The organism is Pseudomonas sp. KT_2_4 (genome assembly GCF_041410225.1).
GTDB classification, from domain to species: domain Bacteria; phylum Pseudomonadota; class Gammaproteobacteria; order Pseudomonadales; family Pseudomonadaceae; genus Aquipseudomonas; species Aquipseudomonas paracarnis.
This window is the reverse complement of the sequence record NZ_CP166962.1, coordinates 3,790,502-3,816,819: the sequence shown is the minus strand read 5'-3', so window position 1 is coordinate 3,816,819 and position 26,318 is coordinate 3,790,502. Positions and strand designations below refer to the sequence as shown.

At 57.5% G+C, this 26,318-nt stretch carries 26 protein-coding genes; 22 read left to right on the top strand and 4 right to left on the bottom strand.

The window, feature by feature from the left end:
• Positions 1 to 480: 480 nt before the first annotated feature.
• The 5 genes from rpmH to mnmE all read left to right on the top strand — a co-directional run bounded on the left by rpmH (position 481) and on the right by mnmE (position 4,409).
• The gene (gene rpmH, locus AB9N64_RS17695) at positions 481 to 615 is read left to right on the top strand and encodes a 50S ribosomal protein L34 (RefSeq protein ID WP_003213577.1); all 135 of its coding nucleotides are present in this window, start codon (positions 481 to 483) and stop codon (positions 613 to 615) included.
• Positions 616 to 628: 13 nt separating this feature from the next.
• The gene (gene rnpA, locus AB9N64_RS17690) at positions 629 to 1,036 is read left to right on the top strand and encodes a ribonuclease P protein component (protein WP_020302575.1); all 408 of its coding nucleotides are present in this window, start codon (positions 629 to 631) and stop codon (positions 1,034 to 1,036) included.
• Positions 1,029 to 1,274 (top strand): membrane protein insertion efficiency factor YidD, encoded by a 246-nt coding sequence (gene yidD, locus AB9N64_RS17685; protein WP_019816912.1) that lies wholly within the window; start codon positions 1,029 to 1,031, stop codon positions 1,272 to 1,274. The genes rnpA and yidD overlap by 8 nt, the downstream gene beginning before the upstream one ends.
• 2 nt (positions 1,275 to 1,276) lie before the next feature.
• Entirely contained in the window at positions 1,277 to 2,959 is a 1,683-nt protein-coding gene (gene yidC, locus AB9N64_RS17680; RefSeq protein WP_014720596.1) for a membrane protein insertase YidC, read from the top strand.
• Positions 2,960 to 3,038: 79 nt separating this feature from the next.
• Positions 3,039 to 4,409 carry a tRNA uridine-5-carboxymethylaminomethyl(34) synthesis GTPase MnmE gene (mnmE, locus tag AB9N64_RS17675; protein WP_014720595.1) on the top strand — a complete coding sequence of 457 codons (1,371 nt, stop codon included), beginning with the start codon at positions 3,039 to 3,041 and terminating at the stop codon, positions 4,407 to 4,409.
• Between the two features lie 18 nt (positions 4,410 to 4,427).
• Here mnmE and AB9N64_RS17670 read toward each other — a convergent pair whose 3' ends face one another.
• The 3 genes from AB9N64_RS17670 to AB9N64_RS17660 all read right to left on the bottom strand — a co-directional run bounded on the left by AB9N64_RS17670 (position 4,428) and on the right by AB9N64_RS17660 (position 8,404).
• Positions 4,428 to 6,818, bottom strand: coding sequence for a TonB-dependent siderophore receptor (locus AB9N64_RS17670; RefSeq protein ID WP_371359570.1), 2,391 nt, complete (start codon positions 6,816 to 6,818; stop codon positions 4,428 to 4,430).
• 135 nt (positions 6,819 to 6,953) lie between these two features.
• The gene (locus tag AB9N64_RS17665; protein ID WP_014720593.1) at positions 6,954 to 7,898 is read right to left on the bottom strand and encodes a FecR domain-containing protein; all 945 of its coding nucleotides are present in this window, start codon (positions 7,896 to 7,898) and stop codon (positions 6,954 to 6,956) included.
• Positions 7,898 to 8,404, bottom strand: a complete 507-nt coding sequence (locus tag AB9N64_RS17660; protein WP_032872171.1) for a sigma-70 family RNA polymerase sigma factor — start codon at positions 8,402 to 8,404, stop codon at positions 7,898 to 7,900. Before AB9N64_RS17660 ends, AB9N64_RS17665 begins: the two co-directional genes overlap by 1 nt.
• A gap of 542 nt (positions 8,405 to 8,946) precedes the next feature.
• Here AB9N64_RS17660 and mnmG point away from each other — a divergent pair.
• The 17 genes from mnmG to AB9N64_RS17575 all read left to right on the top strand — a co-directional run bounded on the left by mnmG (position 8,947) and on the right by AB9N64_RS17575 (position 25,218).
• Positions 8,947 to 10,839 (top strand): tRNA uridine-5-carboxymethylaminomethyl(34) synthesis enzyme MnmG, encoded by a 1,893-nt coding sequence (mnmG, locus tag AB9N64_RS17655; RefSeq protein WP_371359568.1) that lies wholly within the window; start codon positions 8,947 to 8,949, stop codon positions 10,837 to 10,839.
• Positions 10,836 to 11,480: a 16S rRNA (guanine(527)-N(7))-methyltransferase RsmG gene (gene rsmG / locus AB9N64_RS17650; protein ID WP_020302581.1), complete on the top strand. Its 645-nt coding sequence runs from the start codon at positions 10,836 to 10,838 to the stop codon at positions 11,478 to 11,480. The genes mnmG and rsmG overlap by 4 nt, the downstream gene beginning before the upstream one ends.
• Positions 11,481 to 11,498: 18 nt before the next feature.
• The gene (locus tag AB9N64_RS17645; protein ID WP_003195891.1) at positions 11,499 to 12,296 is read left to right on the top strand and encodes a ParA family protein; all 798 of its coding nucleotides are present in this window, start codon (positions 11,499 to 11,501) and stop codon (positions 12,294 to 12,296) included.
• 9 nt (positions 12,297 to 12,305) lie between these two features.
• Positions 12,306 to 13,178, top strand: a complete 873-nt coding sequence (locus AB9N64_RS17640; RefSeq protein WP_003195890.1) for a ParB/RepB/Spo0J family partition protein — start codon at positions 12,306 to 12,308, stop codon at positions 13,176 to 13,178.
• A 148-nt stretch (positions 13,179 to 13,326) separates the two neighbouring features.
• Entirely contained in the window at positions 13,327 to 13,734 is a 408-nt protein-coding gene (locus tag AB9N64_RS17635; protein ID WP_137270723.1) for a F0F1 ATP synthase subunit I, read from the top strand.
• A 16-nt stretch (positions 13,735 to 13,750) separates the two neighbouring features.
• Positions 13,751 to 14,620 (top strand): F0F1 ATP synthase subunit A, encoded by an 870-nt coding sequence (gene atpB / locus AB9N64_RS17630; RefSeq protein ID WP_014720589.1) that lies wholly within the window; start codon positions 13,751 to 13,753, stop codon positions 14,618 to 14,620.
• A gap of 133 nt (positions 14,621 to 14,753) precedes the next feature.
• Positions 14,754 to 15,011: a F0F1 ATP synthase subunit C gene (gene atpE, locus AB9N64_RS17625; protein WP_002555987.1), complete on the top strand. Its 258-nt coding sequence runs from the start codon at positions 14,754 to 14,756 to the stop codon at positions 15,009 to 15,011.
• A gap of 56 nt (positions 15,012 to 15,067) precedes the next feature.
• Positions 15,068 to 15,538, top strand: a complete 471-nt coding sequence (locus AB9N64_RS17620; protein ID WP_003195835.1) for a F0F1 ATP synthase subunit B — start codon at positions 15,068 to 15,070, stop codon at positions 15,536 to 15,538.
• A gap of 12 nt (positions 15,539 to 15,550) precedes the next feature.
• The gene (locus tag AB9N64_RS17615) at positions 15,551 to 16,087 is read left to right on the top strand and encodes a F0F1 ATP synthase subunit delta (protein WP_003195833.1); all 537 of its coding nucleotides are present in this window, start codon (positions 15,551 to 15,553) and stop codon (positions 16,085 to 16,087) included.
• A 21-nt stretch (positions 16,088 to 16,108) separates the two neighbouring features.
• Entirely contained in the window at positions 16,109 to 17,653 is a 1,545-nt protein-coding gene (gene atpA / locus AB9N64_RS17610; RefSeq protein WP_003195831.1) for a F0F1 ATP synthase subunit alpha, read from the top strand.
• Between the two features lie 50 nt (positions 17,654 to 17,703).
• Entirely contained in the window at positions 17,704 to 18,564 is an 861-nt protein-coding gene (gene atpG, locus AB9N64_RS17605; RefSeq protein ID WP_003195829.1) for a F0F1 ATP synthase subunit gamma, read from the top strand.
• A gap of 27 nt (positions 18,565 to 18,591) precedes the next feature.
• Positions 18,592 to 19,968, top strand: a complete 1,377-nt coding sequence (atpD, locus tag AB9N64_RS17600; protein ID WP_371359567.1) for a F0F1 ATP synthase subunit beta — start codon at positions 18,592 to 18,594, stop codon at positions 19,966 to 19,968.
• 44 nt (positions 19,969 to 20,012) lie between these two features.
• Positions 20,013 to 20,429: a F0F1 ATP synthase subunit epsilon gene (locus tag AB9N64_RS17595; RefSeq protein WP_003195825.1), complete on the top strand. Its 417-nt coding sequence runs from the start codon at positions 20,013 to 20,015 to the stop codon at positions 20,427 to 20,429.
• Between the two features lie 122 nt (positions 20,430 to 20,551).
• The gene (gene glmU, locus AB9N64_RS17590; protein ID WP_014720587.1) at positions 20,552 to 21,919 is read left to right on the top strand and encodes a bifunctional UDP-N-acetylglucosamine diphosphorylase/glucosamine-1-phosphate N-acetyltransferase GlmU; all 1,368 of its coding nucleotides are present in this window, start codon (positions 20,552 to 20,554) and stop codon (positions 21,917 to 21,919) included.
• A gap of 238 nt (positions 21,920 to 22,157) precedes the next feature.
• Complete coding sequence (locus AB9N64_RS17585) at positions 22,158 to 22,925, top strand: DeoR/GlpR family DNA-binding transcription regulator (RefSeq protein WP_014720586.1); 768 nt, start codon at positions 22,158 to 22,160, stop codon at positions 22,923 to 22,925.
• A gap of 10 nt (positions 22,926 to 22,935) precedes the next feature.
• Entirely contained in the window at positions 22,936 to 24,768 is a 1,833-nt protein-coding gene (gene glmS, locus AB9N64_RS17580) for a glutamine--fructose-6-phosphate transaminase (isomerizing) (protein ID WP_014720585.1), read from the top strand.
• 84 nt (positions 24,769 to 24,852) lie between these two features.
• A complete protein-coding gene (locus AB9N64_RS17575) occupies positions 24,853 to 25,218 on the top strand; it encodes a hypothetical protein (protein ID WP_073452713.1) in 366 nt (121 codons plus the stop codon).
• Positions 25,219 to 25,385: 167 nt separating this feature from the next.
• Here AB9N64_RS17575 and AB9N64_RS17570 read toward each other — a convergent pair whose 3' ends face one another.
• Positions 25,386 to 26,318 carry a phosphatidate cytidylyltransferase gene (locus tag AB9N64_RS17570; RefSeq protein WP_014720583.1) on the bottom strand — a complete coding sequence of 311 codons (933 nt, stop codon included), beginning with the start codon at positions 26,316 to 26,318 and terminating at the stop codon, positions 25,386 to 25,388.

Below are 26,318 nucleotides of genomic sequence, written 5' to 3'. Positions count from 1 at the left end.
ATGCGTTAACCGCAAAAAATGCGACCAGTGGTCTGTGCATAAGCTCTGTGGATAAACCCACCTAAGCTCGTTGTACAAGTGGGGTCGAAAGTCTGTGGGTAACCGGCCTGTGGATAAGTAGCTGTTCCACACACAGCTTATCCGATAGCGCAGCACAGGCAGAGCACCGCTTCTCCCCCGTGTTGTCATTCTCTGTACAACACGTGGAACAAGGGCTCAAGGCAGTTATCCACAGATGATCGCGTCCCTAGCTTTTATAAGCTTTACAGAAAAGCTTTAAATAACTTCCTTCTTTATTTTTATATCTATCGCATGGCAGATGGAAGTCAGACGGGGAGAAGGGCGCCAGGACCCCGTCGACATCTAATTAAAGGAAAAGCTGGTTGGAAATTGACCTAGAGGCTTGCTTTCTCTAGAATCGCCGGTCTCTTAAAACGGGGGCCATTCCGGCCCGTTGTGGACGAACCAGGTAACAACGCCATGAAACGTACTTTCCAACCAAGCACCATCAAACGCGCCCGTACTCACGGCTTCCGTGCTCGCATGGCTACCAAGAACGGCCGTGCTGTCCTGTCGCGTCGCCGCGCCAAAGGTCGTGCGCGTCTGGCAGTTTGATAATCCGGTACTGGTGGTGAGTCAGGACTTCAGTCGGGAAAAGCGTCTGCTAACCCCCCGGCATTTCAAGGCAGTCTTTGACTCCCCCACCGGCAAGGTTCCGGGGAAAAATCTCCTGCTCCTTGCGCGTAACAACGATCTTGATCATCCCCGTCTCGGGTTGGTGATCGGCAAGAAGAGCGTAAAGCTCTCCGTTGAGCGCAATCGCCTCAAGCGTCTGATGCGCGAATCGTTTCGCCTCCACCAGGACACTCTGGTTGGTTGGGATATTGTTATCGTCGCGCGCAAAGGCTTGGGTGATGTAGAAAACCCCGAATTGATTCAGCATTTCGGCAAGCTCTGGAAACGTTTGGCGCGTACCCACAAGCCAGCACCAGCAGTCAGCACCGAAACTGTAGGGGTAGACAGCCTTGATGCGTAAACTGGCAATCGTTCCGATCCAGTTTTATCGCTATGCCATTAGTCCTCTGATGGCCAGCCACTGTCGTTTCTACCCCAGTTGTTCCTGCTACGCGTTAGAGGCCATAGAAAATCATGGTCTTCTGCGCGGTGGCTGGCTGACCTTTCGTCGTTTAGGTCGCTGTCATCCGTGGAATCCCGGTGGTTATGACCCGGTTCCACCTATCCCTACCTCCCGTTCTTCTTCGATGGCCGAGTAATCATGGATATTAAACGCACAATCCTGATCGTCGCCCTGGCAATCGTGTCCTATGTCATGGTCCTTAAATGGAACCAGGACTACGGTCAGGCTGCCCTGCCGACTCAGAATGTTGCTACCAATCAGGCTGCGCCGGCTATTCCGGACACCCCGCTGGGTAACAATGCGTCCGCGAGTGCCGATGTTCCCAGCGCGAATGGCGAGACAAGTGCCCCGTTAGAAACGCCAGTGGTCACCAACAAAGACCTCATCCACGTAAAAACGGATGTGCTCGACCTGGCTATCGACCCACAAGGTGGTGATATCGCACAGCTGAAGCTGCCGCTTTATCCACGTCGCCAAGACCATCCGGATGTGCCGTTCCAACTGTTCGATAACGGCGGTGAACGTACCTATCTGGCGCAAAGCGGCCTGACCGGCACCAATGGTCCGGATGCACGTGCTACCGGTCGTCCGGTTTATTCGACCGAGCAGAAGACTTATCAACTGGCAGACGGCCAGAACCAGTTGAACGTCGACCTGAAATTCAGCCTCGACGGTGTCAACTACATCAAGCGTTTCAGCTTTACCCGCGGTTTGTACGATTTGAAGGTCACTTACCTGATCGACAACACCAGCGACAAAGCCTGGAGCGGCAACCTGTTTGCCCAGCTCAAGCGTGACGCCAGCTCCGATCCGTCTTCCAGCACCGCCACCGGTACCGCCACTTACCTGGGCGCCGCCCTGTGGACAAGTAACGAGCCGTACAAAAAAGTGTCGATGAAAGATATCGACAAGGGCTCGCTGAAAGAAACCGTCCAAGGTGGCTGGGTAGCGTGGCTGCAGCACTATTTCGTGACCGCCTGGATTCCTAACAAGGGTGACGCGAACCTGGTTCAGACCCGCAAGGACAGCCAGGGCAACTACATCATTGGTTTCACTGGCCCGGCGTTGACCGTCGCTCCAGGTGCCAAGGCTGAAACCAGCGCTACCCTGTACGCCGGCCCTAAAAGCCAGGCGGTACTGAAAGAGTTGTCCCCAGGCCTGGAATTGACTGTGGACTACGGCTTCCTGTGGTTCATTGCCCAGCCGATCTTCTGGCTGTTGCAGCATATCCACAGCATCGTCGGTAACTGGGGCTGGTCGATCATCTTCCTGACCATGCTGATCAAAGGGCTTTTCTTCCCTCTGTCGGCAGCCAGCTACAAGTCGATGGCGCGTATGCGCGCCGTGGCCCCGAAACTGGCCGCGCTGAAAGAACAACATGGTGATGACCGGCAGAAAATGTCGCAGGCCATGATGGAGCTGTACAAGAAAGAGAAGATCAACCCGCTGGGTGGATGCTTGCCGATTCTGGTACAGATGCCGGTGTTCCTGTCGCTTTACTGGGTATTGCTGGAAAGCGTTGAAATGCGCCAGGCGCCGTTCATGCTGTGGATAACTGACCTGTCGATCAAAGACCCGTTCTTTATCCTGCCGATCATCATGGGCGCGACCATGTTTATCCAGCAGCGTCTGAACCCAACCCCGCCGGATCCGATGCAGGCCAAGGTAATGAAAATGATGCCAATCATCTTCACCTTCTTCTTCCTGTGGTTCCCTGCTGGCTTGGTACTGTACTGGGTGGTCAACAACGTGTTGTCGATCTCTCAACAGTGGTACATCACACGTAAAATCGAAGCGGCTACCAAAAAAGCCGAGGCGTAATTTACTCTGTGGATAACCACTCAAGACGCCCCCTAGTGGGGCGTTTTGCTTTCCGTCACTTTTGTTCTGGAACCTGCTGATGAGCGCTCCTCGTGAAACCATCGCTGCTGTCGCTACCGCTCAAGGTCGGGGCGGTGTCGGCATCGTTCGAATTTCCGGGCCATTGGCGGGCGTGGCAGCCAAGGCTATCAGCGGCCGGGAGCTGAAACCCCGTTATGCCCATTACGGCCAGTTCCTGGATGCCGACCACAGCGTATTGGACGAGGGGCTGGCCATCTATTTTCCAGGGCCAAACTCGTTCACCGGTGAAGATGTCCTTGAACTACAAGGGCACGGTGGTCCTGTGGTGTTGGACATGCTGCTGCAGCGCTGCTTGCAATTGGGTTGCCGCCTGGCCAGACCCGGGGAATTCAGCGAACGCGCATTCTTGAACGATAAGCTCGACCTGGCCCAGGCCGAAGCTATCGCTGATTTGATCGAAGCCAGTTCTGCACAGGCTGCACGTAACGCGTTGCGCTCATTGCAGGGGGCTTTTTCCCTGCGTGTGCATAATTTGACCGAGCAGTTGATCAGTCTGCGCATCTACGTCGAAGCCGCGATTGATTTTCCGGAAGAAGAAATCGACTTTCTGGCGGATGGCCATGTATTGGCGATGCTGGACAAAGTCCGCGATGAGTTATCCACAGTGCTGCGTGAAGCCGGGCAGGGCGCCTTACTGCGCGATGGTATGACAGTAGTGATTGCCGGCCGGCCCAATGCCGGCAAATCCAGCCTGCTCAATGCTCTTGCAGGGCGCGAGGCGGCCATCGTCACCGAGATCGCCGGCACTACCCGGGATATCTTGCGTGAACATATCCACATCGACGGTATGCCGCTGCACGTGGTGGACACCGCTGGTCTGCGCGACACCGACGACCAGGTGGAAAAGATCGGCGTGGAACGTGCGCTCAAGGCGATCAGCGAAGCCGATCGTGTGTTGCTGGTGGTGGATGCCACTGCACCGGAAGCTGTGGATCCTTTTGCCTTGTGGCCCGAATTCCTTGAACAACGGCCAGACCCGGCCAAAGTCACCTTGATCCGTAACAAGGCCGACCTTACGGGTGAAGCCATCGCCCTGGAAACCAGTGAAGATGGCCACGTCACGATCAGCTTGAGCGCGAAATCGGCCGGTGAGGGTCTGGAATTGCTGCGAGAACACCTTAAAGCCTGCATGGGCTACGAACAGACCTCGGAAAGCAGCTTCAGTGCGCGGCGCAGGCACCTGGAAGCGCTGCGTCATGCCAGCGCGGCCCTGGAGCACGGGCGCGCTCAGTTGACCTTGGCGGGGGCTGGGGAGCTGCTGGCTGAAGATCTGCGTCAGGCGCAGCAGCTGTTGGGTGAAATCACCGGCGCTTTCAGTTCGGATGATTTGCTGGGGCGGATTTTCTCAAGCTTTTGCATTGGCAAGTAACCGAGTTATCCACACCGTCTACCAGTTGTAAGACACCGTACCGAGCAAGGTACGGCTGTCGCCCCAATAGCAACGCCCCGCATCGTTGCAACCGGATACATATTCCTTGTCGAACAGGTTCTTGGCGTTCAGGTCCACCGACCAGTGTGGGTTGATCTGATAACCCAGTGCCGCATCCACCAAGGTGACGCTACCTGCGTCCAGCTTCCCGTAGAGCGTAGGCGGGGTGTAGGAAAAGGTACTGTCGAAATAGCGCACCCCGCCGCCCACGGAGAAACCCTTGAGTTGGCCGTCGAGAAAGCGATATTTGCCCCACACCGAAGCCTGGTTACGCGGCACGCCCGTCATCTGACGGCCTTCTACCAGCGAAGTGGCCGAATCCTTGGTTATCCGGGCGTCGGTGTAGGTATAGGCTGCCGTCACGTTGAAGTTGGAGCTGATGTTACTGTTGACCTCGACTTCCACGCCCTTGGCGCGACTTTCACCGACTTGGCGATAGCTGTTGGTGGTGGCATCAAGGTAGGTATCGTCCTGCTTGCGCAGGTCATACACCGACACGGTCATCGCCGTATCCCAGCCGATCGGTTCGTACTTAACGCCCACTTCGTATTGGCTGCTGGTGATCGGTTTCAACGGCGAGCCGGCGTTGGAGATCTGCTGCACGGGGACAAACGCGGTGGAATAGCTGACATACGGCGTAAGGCCGTTGTCGAACTGGTACATCACCCCGCCCTGGTAAGTGAATTTACGATCCTGTGAGTTGATATTGCTCGATGGCTTGACCTTGTCTCGGTAATCGCTGTCGACCCAGTCCTGGCGGCCGCCGAGCAGAAAGAGCCAATGGTCGTATTTGCTTTGGATCTGTGCATAAACCCCTTTCATCTGCTGTTCAAGCAAAGTGTTTTGCACTGCCAGGGGAGTGAGCGGGTCGCGCAGGTACACCGGGTTATACACATCGATGGTGCCGGCGAAACCCGCATCCCAGTCTTGATTGAACGAGGTTCGGTCATAGCTGGCGCCCAATAGCACTGTGTTTTCCACACTGCCCAACTGGAACTTGCCTTCGAGCTGGTTATCCAGGGAATAGACCATCGACTTGTTGTAGCGGTCGTAGGCGTTCATGTTCAGCCGGGTGCCGAAGCCACCGTTATTCAATGAGCCAGGCCAGGTTTCGTGCCGGTTGATACGTGACTGCATATAGCGCGAGTTCTGACGGAACTGCCAGTCATCATTGAAGCTGTGGCTGAACTCATAGCCGGTGCTCCACGCTTCGCGTTCAAAGGTGTTCCAGTCCGGGTTGCCCAGCAAGGTGTGTTTGGACAGCTTGCCGTTGGGATTTGTAAGCAGGGTACCGGCGGCGGGTAGGCCGAGTTCCAGGTTGGTATGGTCTTTCTGATAGTTGGCCAGCAGCGTCAGGGTGTTGTAGTCGTCGAAGTTCAGGGTCAAGGATGGCGCGATATACAGACGATCGTCCGGAACGTGATCGGTCTGCGTGTCGGATTTACGCCCCAGCATCACCACCCGACCCAGGATAGTGTCACTGTCGTTGAGCGGGCCCGAGATATCCACACCCAACTGGCGTCGATTATTCGAACCATAACTCACCTGCACCTCGCCTTGCGGGGTTGCAGTCGGGTGTTTACTCACCAGATTAACCAAGCCACCGGGTGCGTTTTCACCGTAGAGCAGGGAAGAAGGACCGCGGAAAATCTCGACCCGTTCCAGGCCGTAGGGTTCGCTGGTGGTGTCGTATCGATTGCCTTGAACTCGCAGACCATCTCGCAGCAGGCCGTAGCCGTAATCCGTGGCGTTGAAACCGCGTATGAAAAACAGATCGCCTGCCAAGCCGTCGCCCGCCGCGAACGGTGGGGCGAAGATTCCCGGTACGTAGCCCAGCACTTCTGTCAGGGTCTGGGACTTCTGGTCCTTGATACGCTGGCCAGTGACAACGGACACCGAACGCGGGGTCTCGGACAGCGGTGTGCTGGTCTTCGTGCCGATCCGGCTGCTCTGAGCCTTGTAGCCTACATCCCCGGCGATCTTTTGATTGAAGCCGCCCTGTTGATAAGCGTTGACGGTGGTAGGGGCCAAGGTCAATTGGCCAGCAGGTGCCGCCTGTAATACATAGCTGCCGGGAGCCTGTGCGACCGCCTGCAGGTCCGAGTTCTGCAACAGTAGCGCAAAGCCCTGGTCCACCGAATAGTCACCTTGCAGCCCTGGCGTATTCAAACGCGCCGTTTGCTGTGGCGAGAAGGACAGAATCACATTGGCCTTGGCGGCAAACTGGCTCAAGGCGTTGTCCAGCGGGCCTGCGGCAATGGCAAAGTGTTGCGTTGCGCTGGCGGCCATGACGGTGGTGGATAACAACACACCGGTCGTAGCGGTGATGAACTGCAGACCGTACGTCATGCCATGGCAGGAAAGTCGTTTGCGGAGCGGGGTGGGAAGGCGCATAGGTGAGTAAGCCCTGAAGGTAGCGTCGTGATTACCTGTAGGGCCGCACCAGGTCAAAAAAAGATAACCCCTCTGTGGATTATTTTTCGATTAGCCGATCCGGGTGACCGACACCCAATAGCGCGTAAAGTATTTCACTTGAATCGGCAGGCTCGCTTGCAGGTTAGCGAGGACGGCATCGGTTGAGTCCAGACGGAATGTCCCGGAAACGCGTAGGCCCGCAGAGGCTGGGTCGCAGTGCAATACGCCCGGCCGATAGCGCGCCAACTCATCGATAACTTCTCCTAGCCGAGCATCGAGCACGATCAGTTGGCCATCGACCCAGGCGGCCTGTACACCGCCATATCGCTGGGCAGGGCGCACATTGTGCCGATCAAACTCTGCGCTCTCACCCGCGCCCATAGTGCGGCGAAGTTCGGGTTGGTCGCCGGGGGATATCTCAACCCGTTCTTCCAAGACGCCCACCCGCGTGGCATCCGGCAGTTGGCGCACAGTAAACCGAGTGCCCAGCGCCTTGACCCGGCCTTGGCGAGTTTCTACATAAAACGGTAAGTGCCCACCCCGCGTGCCGGTGTGGATAAGTACTTCACCCTCGCGCAGACGGATCAAACGTTGGTACCCGTCAAAGGCCACATCGATAGCGGTATGAGTATTGAGATTGATCTGCGTGCCATCCGCCAACTCGATGCGCCGCCTCTGGCCCACCGACGTGCGGTAATCAGCCCATGCGTTACCCAACGACGTATGTTGCTGGACGTTCCAGCCCAGGTAGCCACTGCCGCCAAGCACCAGCATCCACTTGAGTACCTGGCGCCGCTGTTGCGTGGTGGATAACGCGCGGCGTGTGAGATCAGGGGGCAGGCCACCGAGGCTGCGTTGCAACTGCTCCATCTGGTCCCAAGCCGCCTGGTGGGACGGGTCATGATTAAGCCACTGCTGCCAGGCTTGATGTTGTGCGGGCGTCGGTGATTGCGACTGGAATTGCACATACCAACTGGCAGCGACCTCGAACGCCTTGCGGTCAGGGCTGACCATTACCGGCTGGCCATGATCAGGGAGCACTCGGTGAGGGCACGGATCATGTGTTTCTTCACCGTGGTCAGCGATACCTGCAGTAGATCGGCGATCTGTTGATAAGTCAGCCCTTCAATCTGTGCCAGCATGAAAATTCGCCGTGCACGCTCACCCAGCCCAGACAGCGCTTTATCCACAGCCACCAGGGTTTCGATGATGATTGCCTTGTCTTCCTCACTGATAGCCGTGGCTTCAGGACGCTCTGCCAGGGTCTGCCTGTAGGCCTGCTCGATGGCATGCCGGCGATACCGATCAATCACCAGGCCCCTGGCGATGGTGGCCAGATAGTCCCGTGGTTCGAGGATCTGCGCCGCATGTCGTCCACCGAGCATGCGCACGAACGTGTCGTGGGCCACATCGGCTGCATCGCTGGCGTTATGCAATTTTCCCTTGAGCCATCCGCGCAACCACGAATGGTGCTGTTCATAGATGTGGCGGACCGCTGCGGTATGTGAGGAGGGAGGCATAGGCGCGACAAGGCAGGTTAATGATAATCGCTATTATTAACTGGCCCAGTGTTTTCCCACAATAGATCTGTTTTTGTCCCACCCGGGATTAATTCCCAGCTTTGCCGTGGACGAAATCGGCCGTTTCTGTGGATTAAGCCCTGTGAATAACCGCTCCTGTGCCCAGTTGATAACAGGGCGTGAAACCTGCGTAAAAACCCATCTGTGGATAACCGGTCGTTTAATCCACAGGCTTAAAGCACTTATCCAAGGGCCTCATTGGCAGATGACCACAACGTTTTGAATCGCTGTACACATTGTAAACAAAGGCCTGTAGAGATCTATCCACAGAAATGTTGCTCAGTATAAATAAACATAAAAACAAAGATTTAATAAATTTCTCTCTTTTAATTTCTATTGTCTGTGATTCATCCACAGCTGGTTAAATTTTGTGCAAAGGGTTCTTTAGGAAGCCCTAAGTCCCTATACTTGCCCGCAAAGCTCTAAAACCCTTTCAACAAACAATTCCTGATTACCTACAATAAGCAGGCACGAGGTGCGTGGTGGATTTCCCTTCCCGTTTTGAAGTGATCGTCATCGGCGGCGGTCATGCCGGTACCGAGGCAGCACTGGCGTCAGCACGCATGGGTGTAAAAACCCTGTTGCTGACGCATAACGTGGAAACCCTCGGTGCCATGAGTTGCAACCCCGCAATTGGCGGGATTGGCAAAAGCCATCTGGTCAAGGAAATCGATGCCCTTGGCGGGGTAATGGCGATGGCCACCGACAAGGGTGGTATTCAATTTCGCGTGCTCAACAGCCGTAAAGGCCCGGCCGTACGTGCTACCCGGGCTCAGGCCGACCGCATCCTGTACAAGGCAGCGGTACGCGAAACCCTGGAAAACCAGCCGAACCTGTGGATATTTCAGCAGGCCGCCGATGACTTGATCGTCGAGCAGGACCAGGTACGTGGTGTTGTTACGCAAATGGGTCTGCGTTTTCATGCAGATTCGGTCGTACTGACCACGGGCACGTTCCTGGGCGGACTTATCCACATCGGTATGCAAAATTATTCCGGTGGCCGTGCCGGTGACCCGCCGTCGATTGCTCTGGCAAAACGTCTGCGTGAACTACCGCTGCGCGTCGGCCGCTTGAAAACCGGGACCCCGCCACGCATTGATGGGCGTTCTGTGGATTTCTCGATGATGACCGAGCAAGCCGGCGACACGCCGATCCCGGTCATGTCGTTCATGGGTTCCAAAGAACAGCACCCGAAACAGGTCAGCTGCTGGATTACCCACACCAACGCCCGTACCCACGAAATCATTGCCGCGAACCTTGATCGTTCGCCGATGTATTCCGGGGTGATCGAAGGCATTGGCCCGCGGTATTGCCCGTCGATCGAAGACAAGATCCACCGCTTTGCCGACAAGGAAAGCCACCAGGTCTTTATCGAACCCGAAGGCCTGACCACCCACGAGCTGTACCCCAACGGAATTTCCACTTCGCTGCCGTTCGATGTGCAAATCCAGATCGTGCAGTCGATTCGCGGTATGGAAAACGCGCACATCGTGCGTCCGGGCTACGCCATCGAGTACGACTACTTCGACCCGCGCGACCTGAAATACAGCCTGGAAACCAAAGTGATCGGTGGCCTGTTCTTCGCCGGCCAAATCAACGGCACCACCGGTTATGAAGAAGCCGGGGCCCAAGGTTTGCTGGCCGGGACCAACGCAGCATTGCGTGCACAGGGCAAAGACAGCTGGTGCCCGCGTCGCGATGAAGCCTACATCGGCGTATTGGTCGACGACCTGATTACTCTGGGTACCCAGGAACCGTACCGGATGTTCACATCTCGGGCGGAATACCGTCTGATCCTGCGCGAAGACAACGCCGACCTGCGCTTGACCGAAAAAGGTCGCGAGCTGGGCCTGGTCGATGACGCCCGCTGGACGGCCTTCTGCAAGAAACGCGAAAGCATTGCGCTCGAAGAACAGCGTCTGAAAAGTACCTGGGTTCGCCCGGGCACGGAGCAGGGCGACGCCATCGCAGAAAAATTCGGCACGCCGTTGACCCATGAGTACAACTTGCTCAACCTGCTTTCCCGTCCGGAAATCGACTACGCTGGTCTGGTCGAAGTGACAGGCCAGGGCGCTGAAGACCCACAAGTTGCCGAACAGGTGGAGATCAAGACCAAGTACGCCGGTTACATTGATCGCCAGCAGGACGAAATTGCTCGCCTGCGCGCCAGTGAAGACACCAAGCTGCCTGTGGATATCGACTACACCGGGATTTCCGGGTTGTCGAAAGAAATCCAAAGCAAGTTGGGGATAACTCGTCCGGAAACCCTCGGGCAGGCTTCACGTATTCCTGGCGTCACCCCGGCAGCCATCTCGCTGTTGATGATTCATTTGAAAAAACGCGGCGCGGGCCGTCAGTTGGAGCAAAGCGCTTGAGTTCGTTGGTCACCTCGCAACACGCCGAAGAGTTATCCACAGGAGCGCGCCAGTTGGGCGTTGCGCTGACCGAAGCCCAGCATGAGCTACTGCTGGGCTACCTCGCCCTGTTGATCAAATGGAACAAGGCTTACAACCTGACCGCAGTGCGTGATCCGGACGAAATGGTCTCGCGCCATCTGCTCGATAGTCTTAGTGTTATGCCATTCATCGAAAATGGTCGCTGGCTGGATGTCGGCAGCGGCGGCGGAATGCCCGGTATTCCGCTGGCGATTCTGTTTCCCGAGTCGCAAGTGACCTGCCTGGACAGCAACGGCAAGAAAACCCGCTTCCTGACCCAGGTCAAACTCGAACTCAAGCTGGACAACCTGCAAGTTATCCACAGCCGCGTCGAAGCCTTCACGCCTGAACAGCCCTTCAACGGAATTGTTTCCCGGGCGTTCAGCAGCATGGAGAACTTCAGCAACTGGACCCGCCACCTTGGCGATCGCGACACGCGCTGGCTGGCAATGAAGGGCGTCCATCCAAGCGACGAGCTGTTAGCATTGCCGGCAGACTTCCACCTCGATAGCGAACACGCCTTGGCCGTACCTGGTTGCCAAGGCCAACGCCATCTGCTGATACTGCGCCGCACGGCATGATTGGGAACACAAGCAAGAATGGCTAAGGTATTCGCGATAGCGAACCAGAAAGGTGGCGTGGGTAAAACCACCACCTGTATCAACCTCGCAGCATCCCTGGTCGCGACCAAGCGTCGGGTGCTGTTGATCGATCTCGATCCACAGGGCAACGCCACCATGGGTAGCGGTGTGGATAAACACGGCCTGGAAAACTCGGTCTACGATTTGCTGATTGGCGAATGCGACCTGGCCCAGGCCATGCATTATTCCGAGCACGGCGGTTACCAACTGCTGCCGGCCAACCGCGATCTGACCGCGGCGGAAGTGGTGTTGCTGGAAATGCAGATGAAAGAAAGCCGTCTGCGCAGCGCCCTGGCGCCCATTCGCGACAACTACGATTACATCTTGATCGACTGCCCACCGTCGCTGTCGATGCTCACGCTTAACGCGCTGGTGGCCGCCGATGGGGTAATTATCCCCATGCAGTGCGAGTACTACGCGTTGGAAGGCCTGAGCGACCTTGTGGATAACATCAAGCGCATTGCCGAGTTGCTCAACCCGAAACTGCAGATCGAAGGCTTGTTGCGGACCATGTTCGACCCGCGCCTGAGCCTGATGAACGATGTGTCGGCGCAGCTCAAGGAACACTTCGGTGACCAGCTGTACGACACCGTGATTCCACGCAACATCCGTCTGGCCGAAGCGCCAAGCTATGGCATGCCGGCGCTGGCGTACGACAAATCCTCGCGTGGCGCCATCGCCTACCTGGCATTGGCTGGCGAGATGGTTCGCCGCCAACGCCGTAATTCACGCACCGCTGCAGCCCAGCCAACTTAAGGAATCCCCATGGCCGTCAAGAAACGAGGTCTCGGACGTGGACTGGATGCACTGTTGAGTGGTCCGACCGTCACATCGCTTGAAGAACAAGCGGTGCAGGCCGACGAACGCGAGCTGCAGCACTTGCCGCTGGACCTGATCCAGCGCGGCAAATACCAGCCACGTCGGGACATGGACCCCCAGGCCCTGGAAGAACTGTCCAACTCGATCAAGGCTCAGGGCGTGATGCAGCCCATCGTGGTGCGCCCCATTGGCGGTGGCCGCTTTGAGATTATCGCCGGGGAGCGCCGCTGGCGTGCCAGCCAGCAGGCCGGCAAGGAGACTATCCCGGCGATGGTGCGCGACGTGCCGGATGAAACCGCGATCGCCATGGCACTGATCGAGAATATTCAGCGTGAAGACCTCAACCCGATCGAAGAAGCGATTGCGTTGCAGCGTTTGCAGCAGGAATTCCAGCTCACCCAGCAACAAGTGGCCGAGGCAGTGGGCAAGTCCCGCGTCACCGTGTCCAACTTGTTGCGTTTGATCGCGCTGCCGGAAGTGATCAAGACCATGTTGTCCCACGGCGACCTGGAAATGGGCCATGCCCGTGCGTTGCTCGGTTTGCCGGAAAATCAACAGGTTGAAGGGGCGCGACACGTTGTCGCACGAGGGCTCACCGTTCGTCAGACCGAGGCCCTCGTTCGCCAGTGGCTCAGCGGTAAACCTGCACCGGTCGAAACCGCCAAACCTGATCCGGATATCGCGCGCCTTGAGCAGCGCCTGGCCGAGCGGCTAGGCTCTGCGGTGCAAATTCGCCACGGCAAGAAGGGCAAAGGGCAGTTGGTCATCGGATATAACTCACTCGATGAGCTTCAGGGCGTCCTTGCCCACATCCGCTGAAACATTTGCTTATGTAGCGCGTGATCGGAAATCACTACCCGACAGTTGAATAGGGGCTGAACCGCCCCTATACTCTGCGCGCATTTTGTCGGCACAAATTATGCCAAGTTATTGATTTCCGGCAGCCGACCATTGAGGAGCAAGAGTGATGGAAACCCGCACGCCAAACACGTTGCCGTTCCATCGCTTGGCTGTTTTTCCGGTTCTACTGGCTCAATTTGTCATTTTGCTGATCGCCGCATTGGCGCTCTGGTATTGGCATGGAGTCGTAGCCGGGTATTCAGGACTCTGCGGAGGCCTGATAGCCTCGCTGCCCAATATGTATTTTGCTCACAGGGCCTTTCGGTTTTCCGGCGCCCGAGCAGCCCAGGCTATCGTCCGGTCTTTTTATGCCGGCGAAGCAGGGAAACTGATTTTGACGGCAGTGCTGTTTGCACTGACCTTTGCAGGTGTGAAGCCATTGGCGCCGCTGGCTGTATTCGGCGTCTTCGTGTTGACCCAACTGGTCAGCTGGTTCGCTCCCCTGCTAATGAAAACAAGACTTTCGAAACCTTAGGGCGTTTGAGGCAACCATGGCAGAAACAACCGCTTCGGGCTATATCCAGCACCACTTGCAGAACCTGACCTTCGGTCAGCTTCCTAATGGCGGCTGGGGCTTTGCCCACACCGCAGCAGAAGCCAAAGAAATGGGTTTCTGGGCTTTCCACCTGGATACTCTGGGTTGGTCGGTCGCATTGGGTCTGATCTTCGTCCTGATTTTCCGCATGGCGGCAAAGAAGGCGACTTCCGGTCAGCCAGGTGCTTTGCAGAACTTCGTTGAAGTATTGGTCGAATTCGTCGATGGCAGCGTGAAAGACAGCTTCCATGGCCGTAGCCCGGTGATTGCACCGCTGGCACTGACCATCTTCGTCTGGGTGTTCCTGATGAACGCCGTCGACCTGATCCCGGTGGACTGGATTCCTCAGTTGGCCATGGCGATCTCCGGCGACCCGCACATTCCATTCCGCGCCGTATCCACCACTGACCCGAACGCCACACTGGGCATGGCTCTGTCGGTATTCGCGCTGATCATTTTCTACAGCATCAAGGTCAAGGGCATCGGCGGCTTCATCGGCGAATTGACCCTGCACCCGTTCGGCAGCAAGAACATCTTCGTTCAAGCCCTGCTGATCCCGGTGAACTTCCTGCTGGAATTCGTCACCCTGGTCGCCAAGCCGATTTCCCTGGCTCTGCGACTGTTCGGCAACATGTATGCCGGCGAGTTGGTGTTCATTCTGATCGCTGTGATGTTCGGCAGCGGCCTGCTCTGGCTTAGCGGCCTGGGCGTAGTTCTGCAGTGGGCGTGGGCTGTGTTCCACATCCTGATCATTACCCTGCAGGCCTTCATCTTCATGATGCTGACCATCGTCTACCTGTCGATGGCGCACGAAGAGAACCATTAAGACCAGTCTCGACTAGTCTGATGTCCTTCCCGGTCAAACGGGAAGGTGGCCCAACAGGGCTATGAAACGATTTGTTTTACCGCTTTAAAATCTAAAAAACCTAAACCATACGACGTAAAAGTCGGGAGGAAAGATGGAAACTGTAGTTGGTCTAACCGCTATCGCTGTTGCACTGTTGATCGGCCTGGGCGCCCTGGGTACTGCCATTGGTTTCGGCCTGCTGGGCGGCAAATTCCTGGAAGGCGCAGCGCGTCAGCCAGAAATGGTCCCAATGCTGCAAGTTAAAATGTTCATCGTCGCCGGCCTGCTCGACGCCGTGACCATGATCGGCGTTGGTATCGCACTGTTCTTCACCTTCGCGAACCCCTTCGTTGGTCAACTCGCTGGCTAATCACTCGAATTTTCGAGTGATTGGGGTGATGGACAACGAATGAGCGAGGTGTTGGCGTGAACATTAATGCAACCCTGATTGGCCAATCCGTTGCGTTCTTCATTTTTGTAGTGTTTTGCATGAAGTTCGTGTGGCCTCCGGTCATCGCGGCTTTGCACGAACGTCAGAAGAAGATCGCGGATGGTTTGGACGCTGCCAGCCGTGCAGCTCGCGACCTGGAGTTGGCCCACGAGAAAGTGGGTCAGCAACTGCGCGAAGCTAAAGCACAGGCAGCCGAGATCATTGAGCAAGCCAAGAAACGCGGTAACCAGATCGTCGAAGAGGCTGTTGAAAAAGCCCGCGTCGAAGCTGACCGTGTGAAGGCTTCGGCTCATGCCGAGATCGAACAGGAACTGAACGGTGTCAAAGACGCGCTGCGTGCCCAACTGGGTGCTCTGGCCGTTGGCGGTGCTGAGAAGATCCTCGGTGCCACAATCGATCAAAACGCGCACGCGGAGCTGGTTAACAAACTGGCTGCTGAAATTTAAGCGAGGGCGATCATGGCAGAACTGACCACGTTGGCCCGACCTTACGCTAAGGCAGCCTTCGAGCACGCCCAGGCCCACCAGCAACTGGCCTCTTGGTCAGCCATGCTCGGCCTGGCTGCAGCAGTGTCGCAAGACGACACCATGCAGCGCGTGCTCAAGGCCCCGCGCCTGACGAGCGCAGACAAGGCCGCCACTTTTATTGAAGTGTGCGGCGACAAGTTTGATGTGAAGGTGCAGAACTTCATCCACGTCATTGCCGAAAACGACCGTCTCCCGCTATTGCCGGAGATCGCCGCTCTGTTCGACCTGTACAAGGCCGAAGCAGAGAAATCGGTAGACGTTGAAGTGACCAGTGCTTTCGCATTGAACCAAGAACAGCAAGACAAACTCGCCAAGGTTCTCAGTGCACGACTCAATCGGGAAGTGCGCCTGCAAGCTTCGGAGGACGCATCGCTTATTGGTGGTGTTGTTATCCGTGCCGGCGACCTGGTTATCGATGGCTCGATTCGCGGCAAAATCGCGAAACTTGCCGAAGCATTGAAATCTTGAGTTTGAAGGGGCAGCAGAGCAATGCAGCAACTCAATCCTTCCGAAATAAGTGAAATTATCAAGGGCCGCATCGACAAGCTCGATGTGACCTCCCAAGCCCGTAACGAAGGCACTGTCGTCAGCGTATCTGACGGCATCGTGCGGATTCACGGTCTGGCCGACGTCATGTACGGCGAGATGATCGAGTTTCCGGGCGGCGTCTACGGTATGGCCCTCAACCTGGAGCAAGACTCCGTAGGTGCCGTTGTATTGGGCGCATACACCAGTCTGGCTGAAGGCATGAGCGCCAAGTGCACAGGCCGCATCCTGGAAGTTCCGGTTGGTAAGGAACTGCTGGGTCGCGTTGTCGACGCACTGGGTAACCCTGTTGACGGTAAAGGTCCACTGGGCAACACCGAGACCGATGCGGTCGAGAAAGTTGCTCCAGGCGTGATCTGGCGTAAGTCGGTAGACCAGCCTGTACAGACTGGCTACAAGGCTGTCGATGCCATGATCCCGGTCGGCCGTGGCCAGCGTGAGCTGATCATCGGTGACCGTCAGATCGGTAAAACCGCTCTGGCGATCGACGCGATCATCAACCAGAAAGACAGCGGCATTTTCTGCGTCTACGTAGCCATCGGTCAGAAGCAATCGACCATCGCCAACGTAGTTCGCAAGCTGGAAGAAAACGGCGCCCTGGCCAACACGATCATTGTGGCTGCCAGTGCTTCGGAATCTCCTGCGCTGCAATTCCTGGCACCGTACTCCGGTTGCACCATGGGTGAATTCTTCCGCGACCGCGGTGAAGACGCGCTGATCGTTTATGACGATCTGTCCAAGCAAGCAGTGGCTTACCGCCAGATTTCCCTGCTGCTGCGCCGTCCACCAGGCCGTGAAGCCTACCCAGGCGACGTGTTCTATCTCCACTCCCGTCTGCTGGAGCGCGCATCCCGCGTTTCGGAAGAATACGTAGAGAAGTTCACCAACGGCGCAGTGACCGGCAAAACCGGTTCCCTGACCGCACTGCCGATCATCGAAACCCAGGCTGGCGACGTTTCCGCGTTCGTTCCGACCAACGTGATTTCCATCACCGACGGTCAGATCTTCCTGGAATCGGCCATGTTCAACTCGGGCATCCGCCCTGCAGTGAACGCCGGTGTTTCGGTATCCCGTGTGGGTGGTGCCGCTCAGACCAAGATCATCAAGAAGCTCTCCGGTGGTATCCGTACCGCTCTGGCTCAGTACCGTGAACTGGCGGCATTCGCCCAGTTCGCTTCTGACCTGGACGAAGCGACCCGTAAGCAACTTGAGCATGGTCAGCGCGTTACCGAGCTGATGAAGCAGAAGCAATACGCCCCAATGTCGATCGCTGACATGGCGTTGTCGCTGTATGCCGCTGAGCGTGGGTTCCTGACCGACGTTGAAATCGCCAAGGTCGGCAGCTTTGAACAAGCGCTGATTGCTTACTTCAACCGCGATCACGCCGAATTGATGGCGAAGATCAACGTGAAGGGTGACTTCAATGACGATATCGACGCTGGCATGAAAGCCGGTATCGAGAAGTTCAAGGCCACCCAAACCTGGTAAGCCGCAGCGGGAGCCGCAAGGCTTCCGCTTGCTAACCTGATAGGTGTTACATGGCAGGCGCAAAAGAGATTCGCAGTAAGATTGCGAGCATCAAAAGCACGCAAAAAATTACCAGCGCCATGGAAAAAGTGGCGGTCAGCAAAATGCGCAAGGCACAAATGCGCATGGCTGCTAGCCGTCCTTATGCGGAGCGTATCCGCCAGGTAATTGGGCATCTGGCCAACGCCAACCCGGAATACCGCCACCCGTTCATGATCGAGCGCGCCGTCAAGCGTGTGGGTTATGTGGTAGTGAGCAGTGACCGTGGTTTGTGCGGTGGTCTGAATACCAACCTGTTCAAGGCCCTGGTCAAGGACATGGCGGTAAACCGCGAAAACGGCGTCGAGATCGATCTGTGTGTTGTTGGTAGCAAGGGTGCGGCCTTTTTCCGCAACTTCGGCGGTAACGTCGTTGCAGCTATCAGCCACCTGGGTGAAGAGCCGTCGATCAATGATTTGATCGGCAGTGTGAAGGTGATGCTGGATGCGTACCTGGAAGGCCGGATTGACCGCCTGTCCGTGGTATCCAACAAGTTCATCAACACCATGACCCAGCAGCCAACCGTGGAGCAATTGATTCCACTGGTGGCAACCCCGGATCAGGAACTCAAGCACCACTGGGACTACCTCTACGAACCAGACGCCAAAGAGCTGCTTGACGGCTTGATGGTGCGCTACGTGGAGTCGCAGGTGTACCAGGCGGTGGTCGAGAACAACGCAGCTGAACAAGCGGCGCGGATGATCGCGATGAAAAACGCTACCGATAACGCCGGTGATCTGATCAGCGATTTGCAGCTGATCTACAACAAGGCGCGTCAGGCTGCGATCACCCAAGAGATCTCGGAAATCGTCGGCGGCGCTGCCGCGGTTTAACGGTTCAAATATTCAGAGGATCCAGCTATGAGTAGCGGACGTATCGTTCAAATCATCGGCGCCGTTATCGACGTGGAATTTCCACGCGACAGCGTACCGAGCATCTACAACGCGCTGAAAGTACAAGGCGCGGAAACTACCCTGGAAGTTCAGCAGCAGCTGGGCGACGGCGTAGTTCGTACCATTGCGATGGGTTCCACCGAAGGCTTGAAGCGCGGTCTGGACGTTGTCGACACTGGCGCTGCCATCTCCGTACCGGTCGGTAAAGTGACCCTGGGCCGGATCATGGACGTACTGGGCAACCCGATCGACGAAGCTGGCCCGATTGCCACCGAAGAGCGCTGGGGCATTCACCGCGCAGCACCTTCGTTCGCAGAACAAGCGGGCGGCAACGACCTGCTGGAAACCGGCATCAAGGTTATCGACCTGGTTTGCCCGTTCGCCAAAGGCGGTAAAGTCGGTCTGTTCGGTGGTGCCGGTGTAGGCAAGACCGTAAACATGATGGAACTGATCCGTAACATCGCCATCGAGCACAGCGGTTATTCCGTGTTCGCAGGTGTGGGTGAGCGTACTCGTGAGGGTAACGACTTCTACCACGAGATGAAGGACTCCAACGTTCTGGACAAAGTGGCACTGGTTTACGGTCAGATGAACGAGCCGCCGGGAAACCGTCTGCGCGTAGCCCTGACTGGCCTGACCATGGCCGAGAAATTCCGTGACGAAGGTAACGACGTTCTGCTGTTCGTCGACAACATCTACCGTTACACCCTGGCCGGTACTGAAGTATCCGCACTGCTGGGCCGTATGCCTTCTGCAGTAGGTTACCAGCCGACCCTGGCTGAAGAGATGGGCGTTCTGCAAGAACGTATCACTTCGACCAAGGAAGGTTCGATCACTTCGATCCAAGCGGTATACGTACCTGCGGATGACTTGACCGACCCGTCGCCAGCTACCACCTTCGCCCACTTGGACGCCACCGTCGTTCTGTCCCGTGACATCGCTTCCCTGGGTATCTACCCAGCGGTCGATCCACTCGACTCGACTTCGCGCCAGCTGGACCCGAACGTGATCGGCCAGGAGCACTACGACACCGCTCGCGGCGTTCAGTACGTGCTGCAGCGTTACAAAGAACTGAAGGACATCATTGCGATCCTGGGTATGGACGAGCTGTCGGAAGCCGACAAGCAGTTGGTAAACCGTGCTCGTAAGATCCAGCGCTTCTTGTCGCAGCCGTTCTTCGTGGCTGAAGTCTTCACCGGTGCTTCGGGTAAATACGTTTCCCTGAAAGACACCATTGCTGGCTTCAAAGGCATCCTCAACGGTGACTACGACCACCTGCCAGAACAAGCGTTCTACATGGTCGGCGGCATCGAAGAAGCGATCGAGAAAGCCAAGAAACTGTAATCCTGGCGCCCGGAAACGGGCGCTCATCAGGTTGAGGCAATCAGATGGCTATGACAGTCCATTGCGATATCGTCAGCGCGGAAGGGGAAATTTTCTCCGGTCTGGTCGAGTTTGTAACAGCGCACGGCGACTTGGGTGATCTTGGTATCGCCATGGGTCACGCCCCGCTGATCACAAGCTTGAAGCCAGGTCCGATCACTCTGACCAAGCAAGGCGGGGAACGTGAGGTGTTTTACATCTCCGGTGGTTTCCTCGAGGTTCAGCCGAACATGGTCAAGGTACTTGCCGACACCGTGCAACGTGCTGGCGACCTGGATGAAGCCTCCGCTCAGGAAGCCGTCAAGGCTGCCGAGAAGGCGCTGAACGAAAAAGGCGCAGACTTCGACTACAGCGCTGCTGCAGTCCGTCTGGCCGAGGCCGCAGCCCAGCTGCGTACTCTCCAGCAGATCCGCAAGAAGTAAGCGGCCACGCCGTTTTGCTTGATGCGTGATTGATTAAAAAGGGTAGCCTCGGCTACCCTTTTTCTTTTTTGCAAAACACTTCTTTGGTCTGAACCCGGACCGCCCAGGATTGGTAGCCATTCATGTCTCTTGAAATCGTCATTCTCGCCGCAGGCCAGGGCACTCGTATGCGTTCGGCCCTGCCCAAGGTGCTGCACCCGGTCGCGGGCAATTCCATGCTGGGTCATGTTATCCACAGCGCCCGGCAACTGGACCCACAACGTATTCATGTGGTGATTGGCCACGGTGCCGATGTGGTCCGTGAGCGTCTGGCCGCGGACGACCTGAATTTCGTATTGCAAGACAAGCAACTGGGCACCGGCCACGCGACCGCGCAGGCTGTGCCTTTCATCACCGCGGACACGGTATTGATCCTCTACGGCGATGTACCGCTGATTGAAGTGGAAACCTTACAACGCCTGCTCAAGCACGTGGTGCCTGGCCAGATGGGCCTGCTGACCGTGGAGCTGGACGACCCTACGGGCTACGGCCGCATTGTGCGCAACGCCGACGGCAAGGTGGCTGCCATCGTTGAACACAAAGATGCCAGCGAAGCCCAGCGCGCGATTACTGAAGGCAACACCGGCATTCTCGCGGTGCCTGCCAACAAGCTCGCCGATTGGATGAGCCGCCTGTCCAACAACAACGCCCAGGGCGAGTATTACCTCACCGACGTCATCGAGATGGCCGTCAGCGATGGCCTGCTGGTCGCCACCGAGCAGCCCCACCATCCGATGGAAGTGCAGGGCGCCAACGACCGCAAACAACTGGCAGAGCTGGAACGTCACTATCAACTGCGCGAAGGCCTGCGCCTGATGGCCCAGGGTGTGACCCTGCGAGACCCGGCGCGTTTCGATGTACGTGGCGAAGTCACGGTGGGCCGCGACATCCTGATCGATATCAATGTGATCCTCGAAGGCCGCGTGATCATTGAAGACGGTGTGGTGATCGGCCCGAACTGCGTGATCAAGGACAGCACCTTGCGCAAAGGCGTGGTGGTCAAGGCCAACAGCCATATCGACGGTGCGGTGATGGGCGAGGGCAGCGATGCCGGGCCGTTTGCGCGCTTGCGTCCGGGTAGCGAGCTGGGGGCCAAGGCCCATGTGGGGAACTTTGTCGAACTGAAAAACGCTCACCTCGGCGAAGGCGCCAAAGTCGGCCACCTGACTTACCTGGGCGATGCCGTCATCGGCGCCCGCACCAACATCGGCGCCGGCACCATCACCTGCAACTATGACGGTGCCAACAAGTACCAGACCACCATTGGTGAAGACGTGTTCATCGGCTCCAATAACTCGCTGGTTGCTCCGGTGACCATCGGCGATGGTTCCAACACCGCAGCGGGCTCAACCATCAACCAGGATGTGGATAAGTCCCAACTGGCTGTTGCCCGGGCTCGCCAACGCAACATCGACGGCTGGAAACGCCCGGTCAAAATCAAGAAGAGCTGAGTTATCCACAACTCCATACGTTGAGATTCACTCCTGTGGGAGCTGGCTTGCCTGCAATAGCGGTCTGACATTCATCATGATGTCGCCTGACACGCCGCTATCGCAGGCAAGCCAGCTCCCACAGTTGTTTAGTGGCATGTCCGAAAGCTCTACAAAAATGCCTTCCGCCTCTTGACGATCTTTCACCAATAGGTTTTGATTGCCTTCGTTATCTTTCGAAACGAAACTTATCACTACCATGTCGAAACGAAACACCCCCCAACGACGCCACAATATCCTGACCTTGCTCAACGAACAGGGCGAAGTCAGCGTGGACGAATTGGCCAAACATTTCGAAACTTCGGAAGTGACCATCCGCAAGGACCTTGCTGCCCTCGAAAGTAACGGCTTGCTCCTGCGTCGCTACGGCGGTGCAATCACTATGCCCCAAGAGCTGGTGGGTGACGCTGCCCAGCCCATCTCGGTCTACAAGCGCGCCATCGCCCGTGCGGCCGTGAAGCGTTTGCGTGAACATGCGCGCATCATCATCGACAGCGGCAGCACCACCGCCGCGATGATCCCCGAACTGGGGCATCAGCCGGGCCTGGTGGTGATGACCAACTCCCTGAACGTGGCCCGCGCCTTGAGCGAACTGGAACACGAACCGGTGCTGTTGATGACCGGGGGCACCTGGGACCCGCATTCGGATTCGTTCCAAGGCCAGGTCGCCGAGCAGGTCCTGCGTTCTTACGACTTTGACCAGCTGTTCATCGGTGCCGATGGCATCGATTTACAGCGCGGCACCACCACCTTCAACGAACTGCTGGGCTTGAGCCGCGTCATGGCCGAGGTCGCCCGTGAAGTGGTGGTGATGGTCGAATCCGACAAGATCGGCCGCAAGATTCCCAACCTGGAACTGCCCTGGAGCAGCGTCCATACCCTTATTACCGATGATCGCCTGCCGCTCGAGGCCCGCGACCAGATCCAAGCCCGCGGCATTACGCTGATATGCGCGGCAATCATCTAGGAGAAGCACCATGTGTGGAATTGTTGGCGCAGTCGCCGAACGTAACGTTACTGCCATCCTGATCGAAGGCCTCAAGCGCCTCGAATACCGCGGCTACGATAGCGCCGGTGTGGCCGTCTTCACTAACGCCGGCAAGCTGGAGCGCATGCGCCGCCCGGGCAAGGTCAGCGAGTTGGACCAGGCCCTGGCCGGTGAGCCACTGGTAGGTCGCTTAGGGATCGCCCACACCCGTTGGGCCACCCACGGCGCTCCGTGCGAGCGTAACGCTCACCCGCACTTCTCGGGCGACCTAGCGGTGGTGCACAACGGCATCATCGAAAACCATGAAGTGCTGCGTGAACAACTCAAGGGCCTGGGCTACGTCTTCACCTCGGACACTGACACCGAAGTGATCGCCCACCTGCTCAACCACAAGCTCAAGGACCACAGCGACCTGACCACCGCCCTCAAGGCCACGGTCAAAGAGCTGCACGGCGCCTACGGCCTGGCCGTGATCAGCGCGAGCCAGCCTGACCGCGTCGTGGCCGCCCGCAGCGGTAGCCCATTGGTAATTGGCCTGGGCCTGGGTGAGAACTTCCTTGCGTCCGACCAACTGGCCCTGCGCCAAGTGACCGACCGCTTCATGTACCTGGAAGAAGGCGACATTGCCGACATCCGCCGTGAAAGCGTGCAGATCTGGGACGTGAACGGTCAGTCCGTGGAACGTGAAGCCGTGCAATACCGCGACGGTGCCGAAGCCGCCGACAAGGGCGAGTTCCGCCACTTCATGCTCAAGGAAATCCACGAGCAGCCGTCCGTGGTACAGCGCACCCTGGAAGGTCGCCTGAGCCAGAACCAAGTGTTGGTGAATGCTTTCGGCCCGCAAGCCGCTGAACTGTTCGCCAAAGTGCGCAATGTGCAGATCGTCGCCTGCGGCACCAGCTACCACGCCGGTATGGTGGCGCGTTACTGGTTGGAAGAACTGGCCGGCATCCCATGCCAGGTCGAAGTCGCCAGCGAGTTCCGCTATCGCAAGGTGGTGGTGCAGCCCGACACCCTGTTCGTGACCATTTCCCAGTCCGGCGAAACCGCCGACACCCTGGCCGCCCTGCGCAACGCCAAGGAACTGGGCTTCCTCGGCAGCCTGGCGATCTGCAACGTCAGCATCAGCTCCCTGGTGCGTGAATCCGACCTGACCCTGCTGACACAGGCCGGTCGTGAAATCGGTGTCGCCTCCACCAAGGCTTTCACCACCCAACTGGTGGGCCTGTTGCTGCTGACCCTGTCACTGGGCCAAGTACGCGGCACCCTCGCCGACGGTGTCGAAGCCACTCTGGTGGAAGAACTGCGCCGCCTGCCGACCCGCCTGGGCGAAGCCTTGGCCATGGACGGCACCGTGGAAAAAGTCGCCGAGCTGTTCGCCGACAAGAACCACACCCTGTTCCTCGGCCGTGGTGCGCAGTACCCGGTTGCGATGGAAGGCTCGCTGAAACTCAAGGAAATCTCGTACATCCACGCCGAAGCCTACCCGGCCGGCGAGCTGAAGCACGGCCCGTTGGCCCTGGTGGATGACGACATGCCAGTGGTCACCGTGGCGCCGAACAACGAACTGCTGGAGAAGCTCAAGTCCAACCTGCAGGAAGTACGCGCCCGTGGCGGCCAACTGATCGTCTTCGCTGACGAGAAGGCCGGAATGACCAACGGTGAAGGCACCCACGTCATCAACATGCCGCACATCCACGACACTCTGTCGCCGATCCTCTACACCATCCCGCTGCAATTGCTGTCTTACTATGTCGCCGTGCTCAAGGGCACCGACGTTGACCAGCCGCGCAACTTGGCGAAGTCGGTGACGGTGGAGTAAGCCTTACTGGCGTACCCAAAAGGGGCTGTTTTCAACAGCCCCTTTTTTGTGTTTTGAATTCGCTCAATTCAAGGATGCGTATTGATGCAAAACCCTCCTGCTACCGTCCACGCACGTTTGCACAATCGCCGGTTCGTGGTCGCCAACAACGCCCAAGGGTTGTCCGGTACCGGCACCGTGTTTCATTACGAAGTCGAAGGCGGGGTGATTTCGAGCACTTACCACGGTGGCCGAATTCGCCTGGGAACGCAGGTCGGGCGGGTGACCGGCCCAGATACTATCGAGCTGCTTTATCAGTGCGTCACCCTGGACGGGGAGCTACTCGCAGGGTGGTCACGAGGCACGGTAGGTGTTGATCACGCCGGGCGCACTACCCTGAGTTTCGTTTGGGGCTGGCTATCGGGTGCGACCGGAGGCGGAGAGTCTAGCTATATCGAGATCACTGGCTAGAGGTATTGAAAGCACCATAATACCTACAGGTAGGCGCATATCCCCTGTGGGAGCTGGCTTGCCTGCGAGGGCTGCGTGTCAGTCGCTGCATCTGTTACTGCACCACCGCCTTCGCAGGCAAGCCAGCTCCCACATTTGATCTCCATCGGGTTTGAGAAAGGGGTGGGTTAGGTCCACCAGTAGCGCACGAGATGAAAGAAGATCGGCGCCGCAAAGCACACCGAATCCAGCCGATCCAGCATCCCGCCGTGCCCTTCGATCATGTGGCCCCAGTCTTTCACCCCGCGGTCACGCTTGATCGCCGACATCACAATCCCTCCCGCAAACCCCAGCAGGTTGATCAGCAGCGCGATCAGGAATGATTGCCAGGGATTGAACGGTGTGGTCCACCACAGCGCTGCGCCGATCAGCGACGACAACAGGATCCCGCCGACAAAACCTTCCACGGTTTTCGACGGCGACAGGTTGGGCGCGATCTTGTGTTTGCCGAACAGCTTGCCGCACACGTACTGCAGCACGTCCGACAGTTGCACCACGATCACCAGATAGGCGATCAGCAGCAGGTTACGGCCTTCGTAACCCGGTATGTCCAATGTCAGCAGCGCCGGGACGAAAGACACGCAGAACACGGCGATCATCAACCCCCATTGCACCTTCGATGCCCGTTCCAGAAAGTGCGTACTGTCACCGCCCAGGGAGGCGAGGATCGGCAGGAGCAGGAACACGTACACCGGGATGAAGATCGAGAACAGCCCATACCAGTCGGCGTAGATCAGCAGGTATTGCAGCGGCAGGGCCAGGTAAAACGCGGCCACCAGGGCCGGGTAGTCGCTGCGCCGGGTCGGGGTGAGGGTGAGAAATTCGCGCAGGGCGTAGAACGACACCGCGTAGAACAGCAGGATCACCGCGCCGGTGCCGAGCCAGAAGGCGATGCCGATGACCACCACCATCACCCACCAGGCGTTGATGCGGGCGTTGAGGTTGTCGATAACTGCGTTGGGGCTGCCACGGGTGCGCAGCTTGAGGATCAGGCCGATCAGCGAGGCGATGACCAGGATCGCGCCGATGCCGCCAAATAACATCAGGGTTTGGCTATCCAT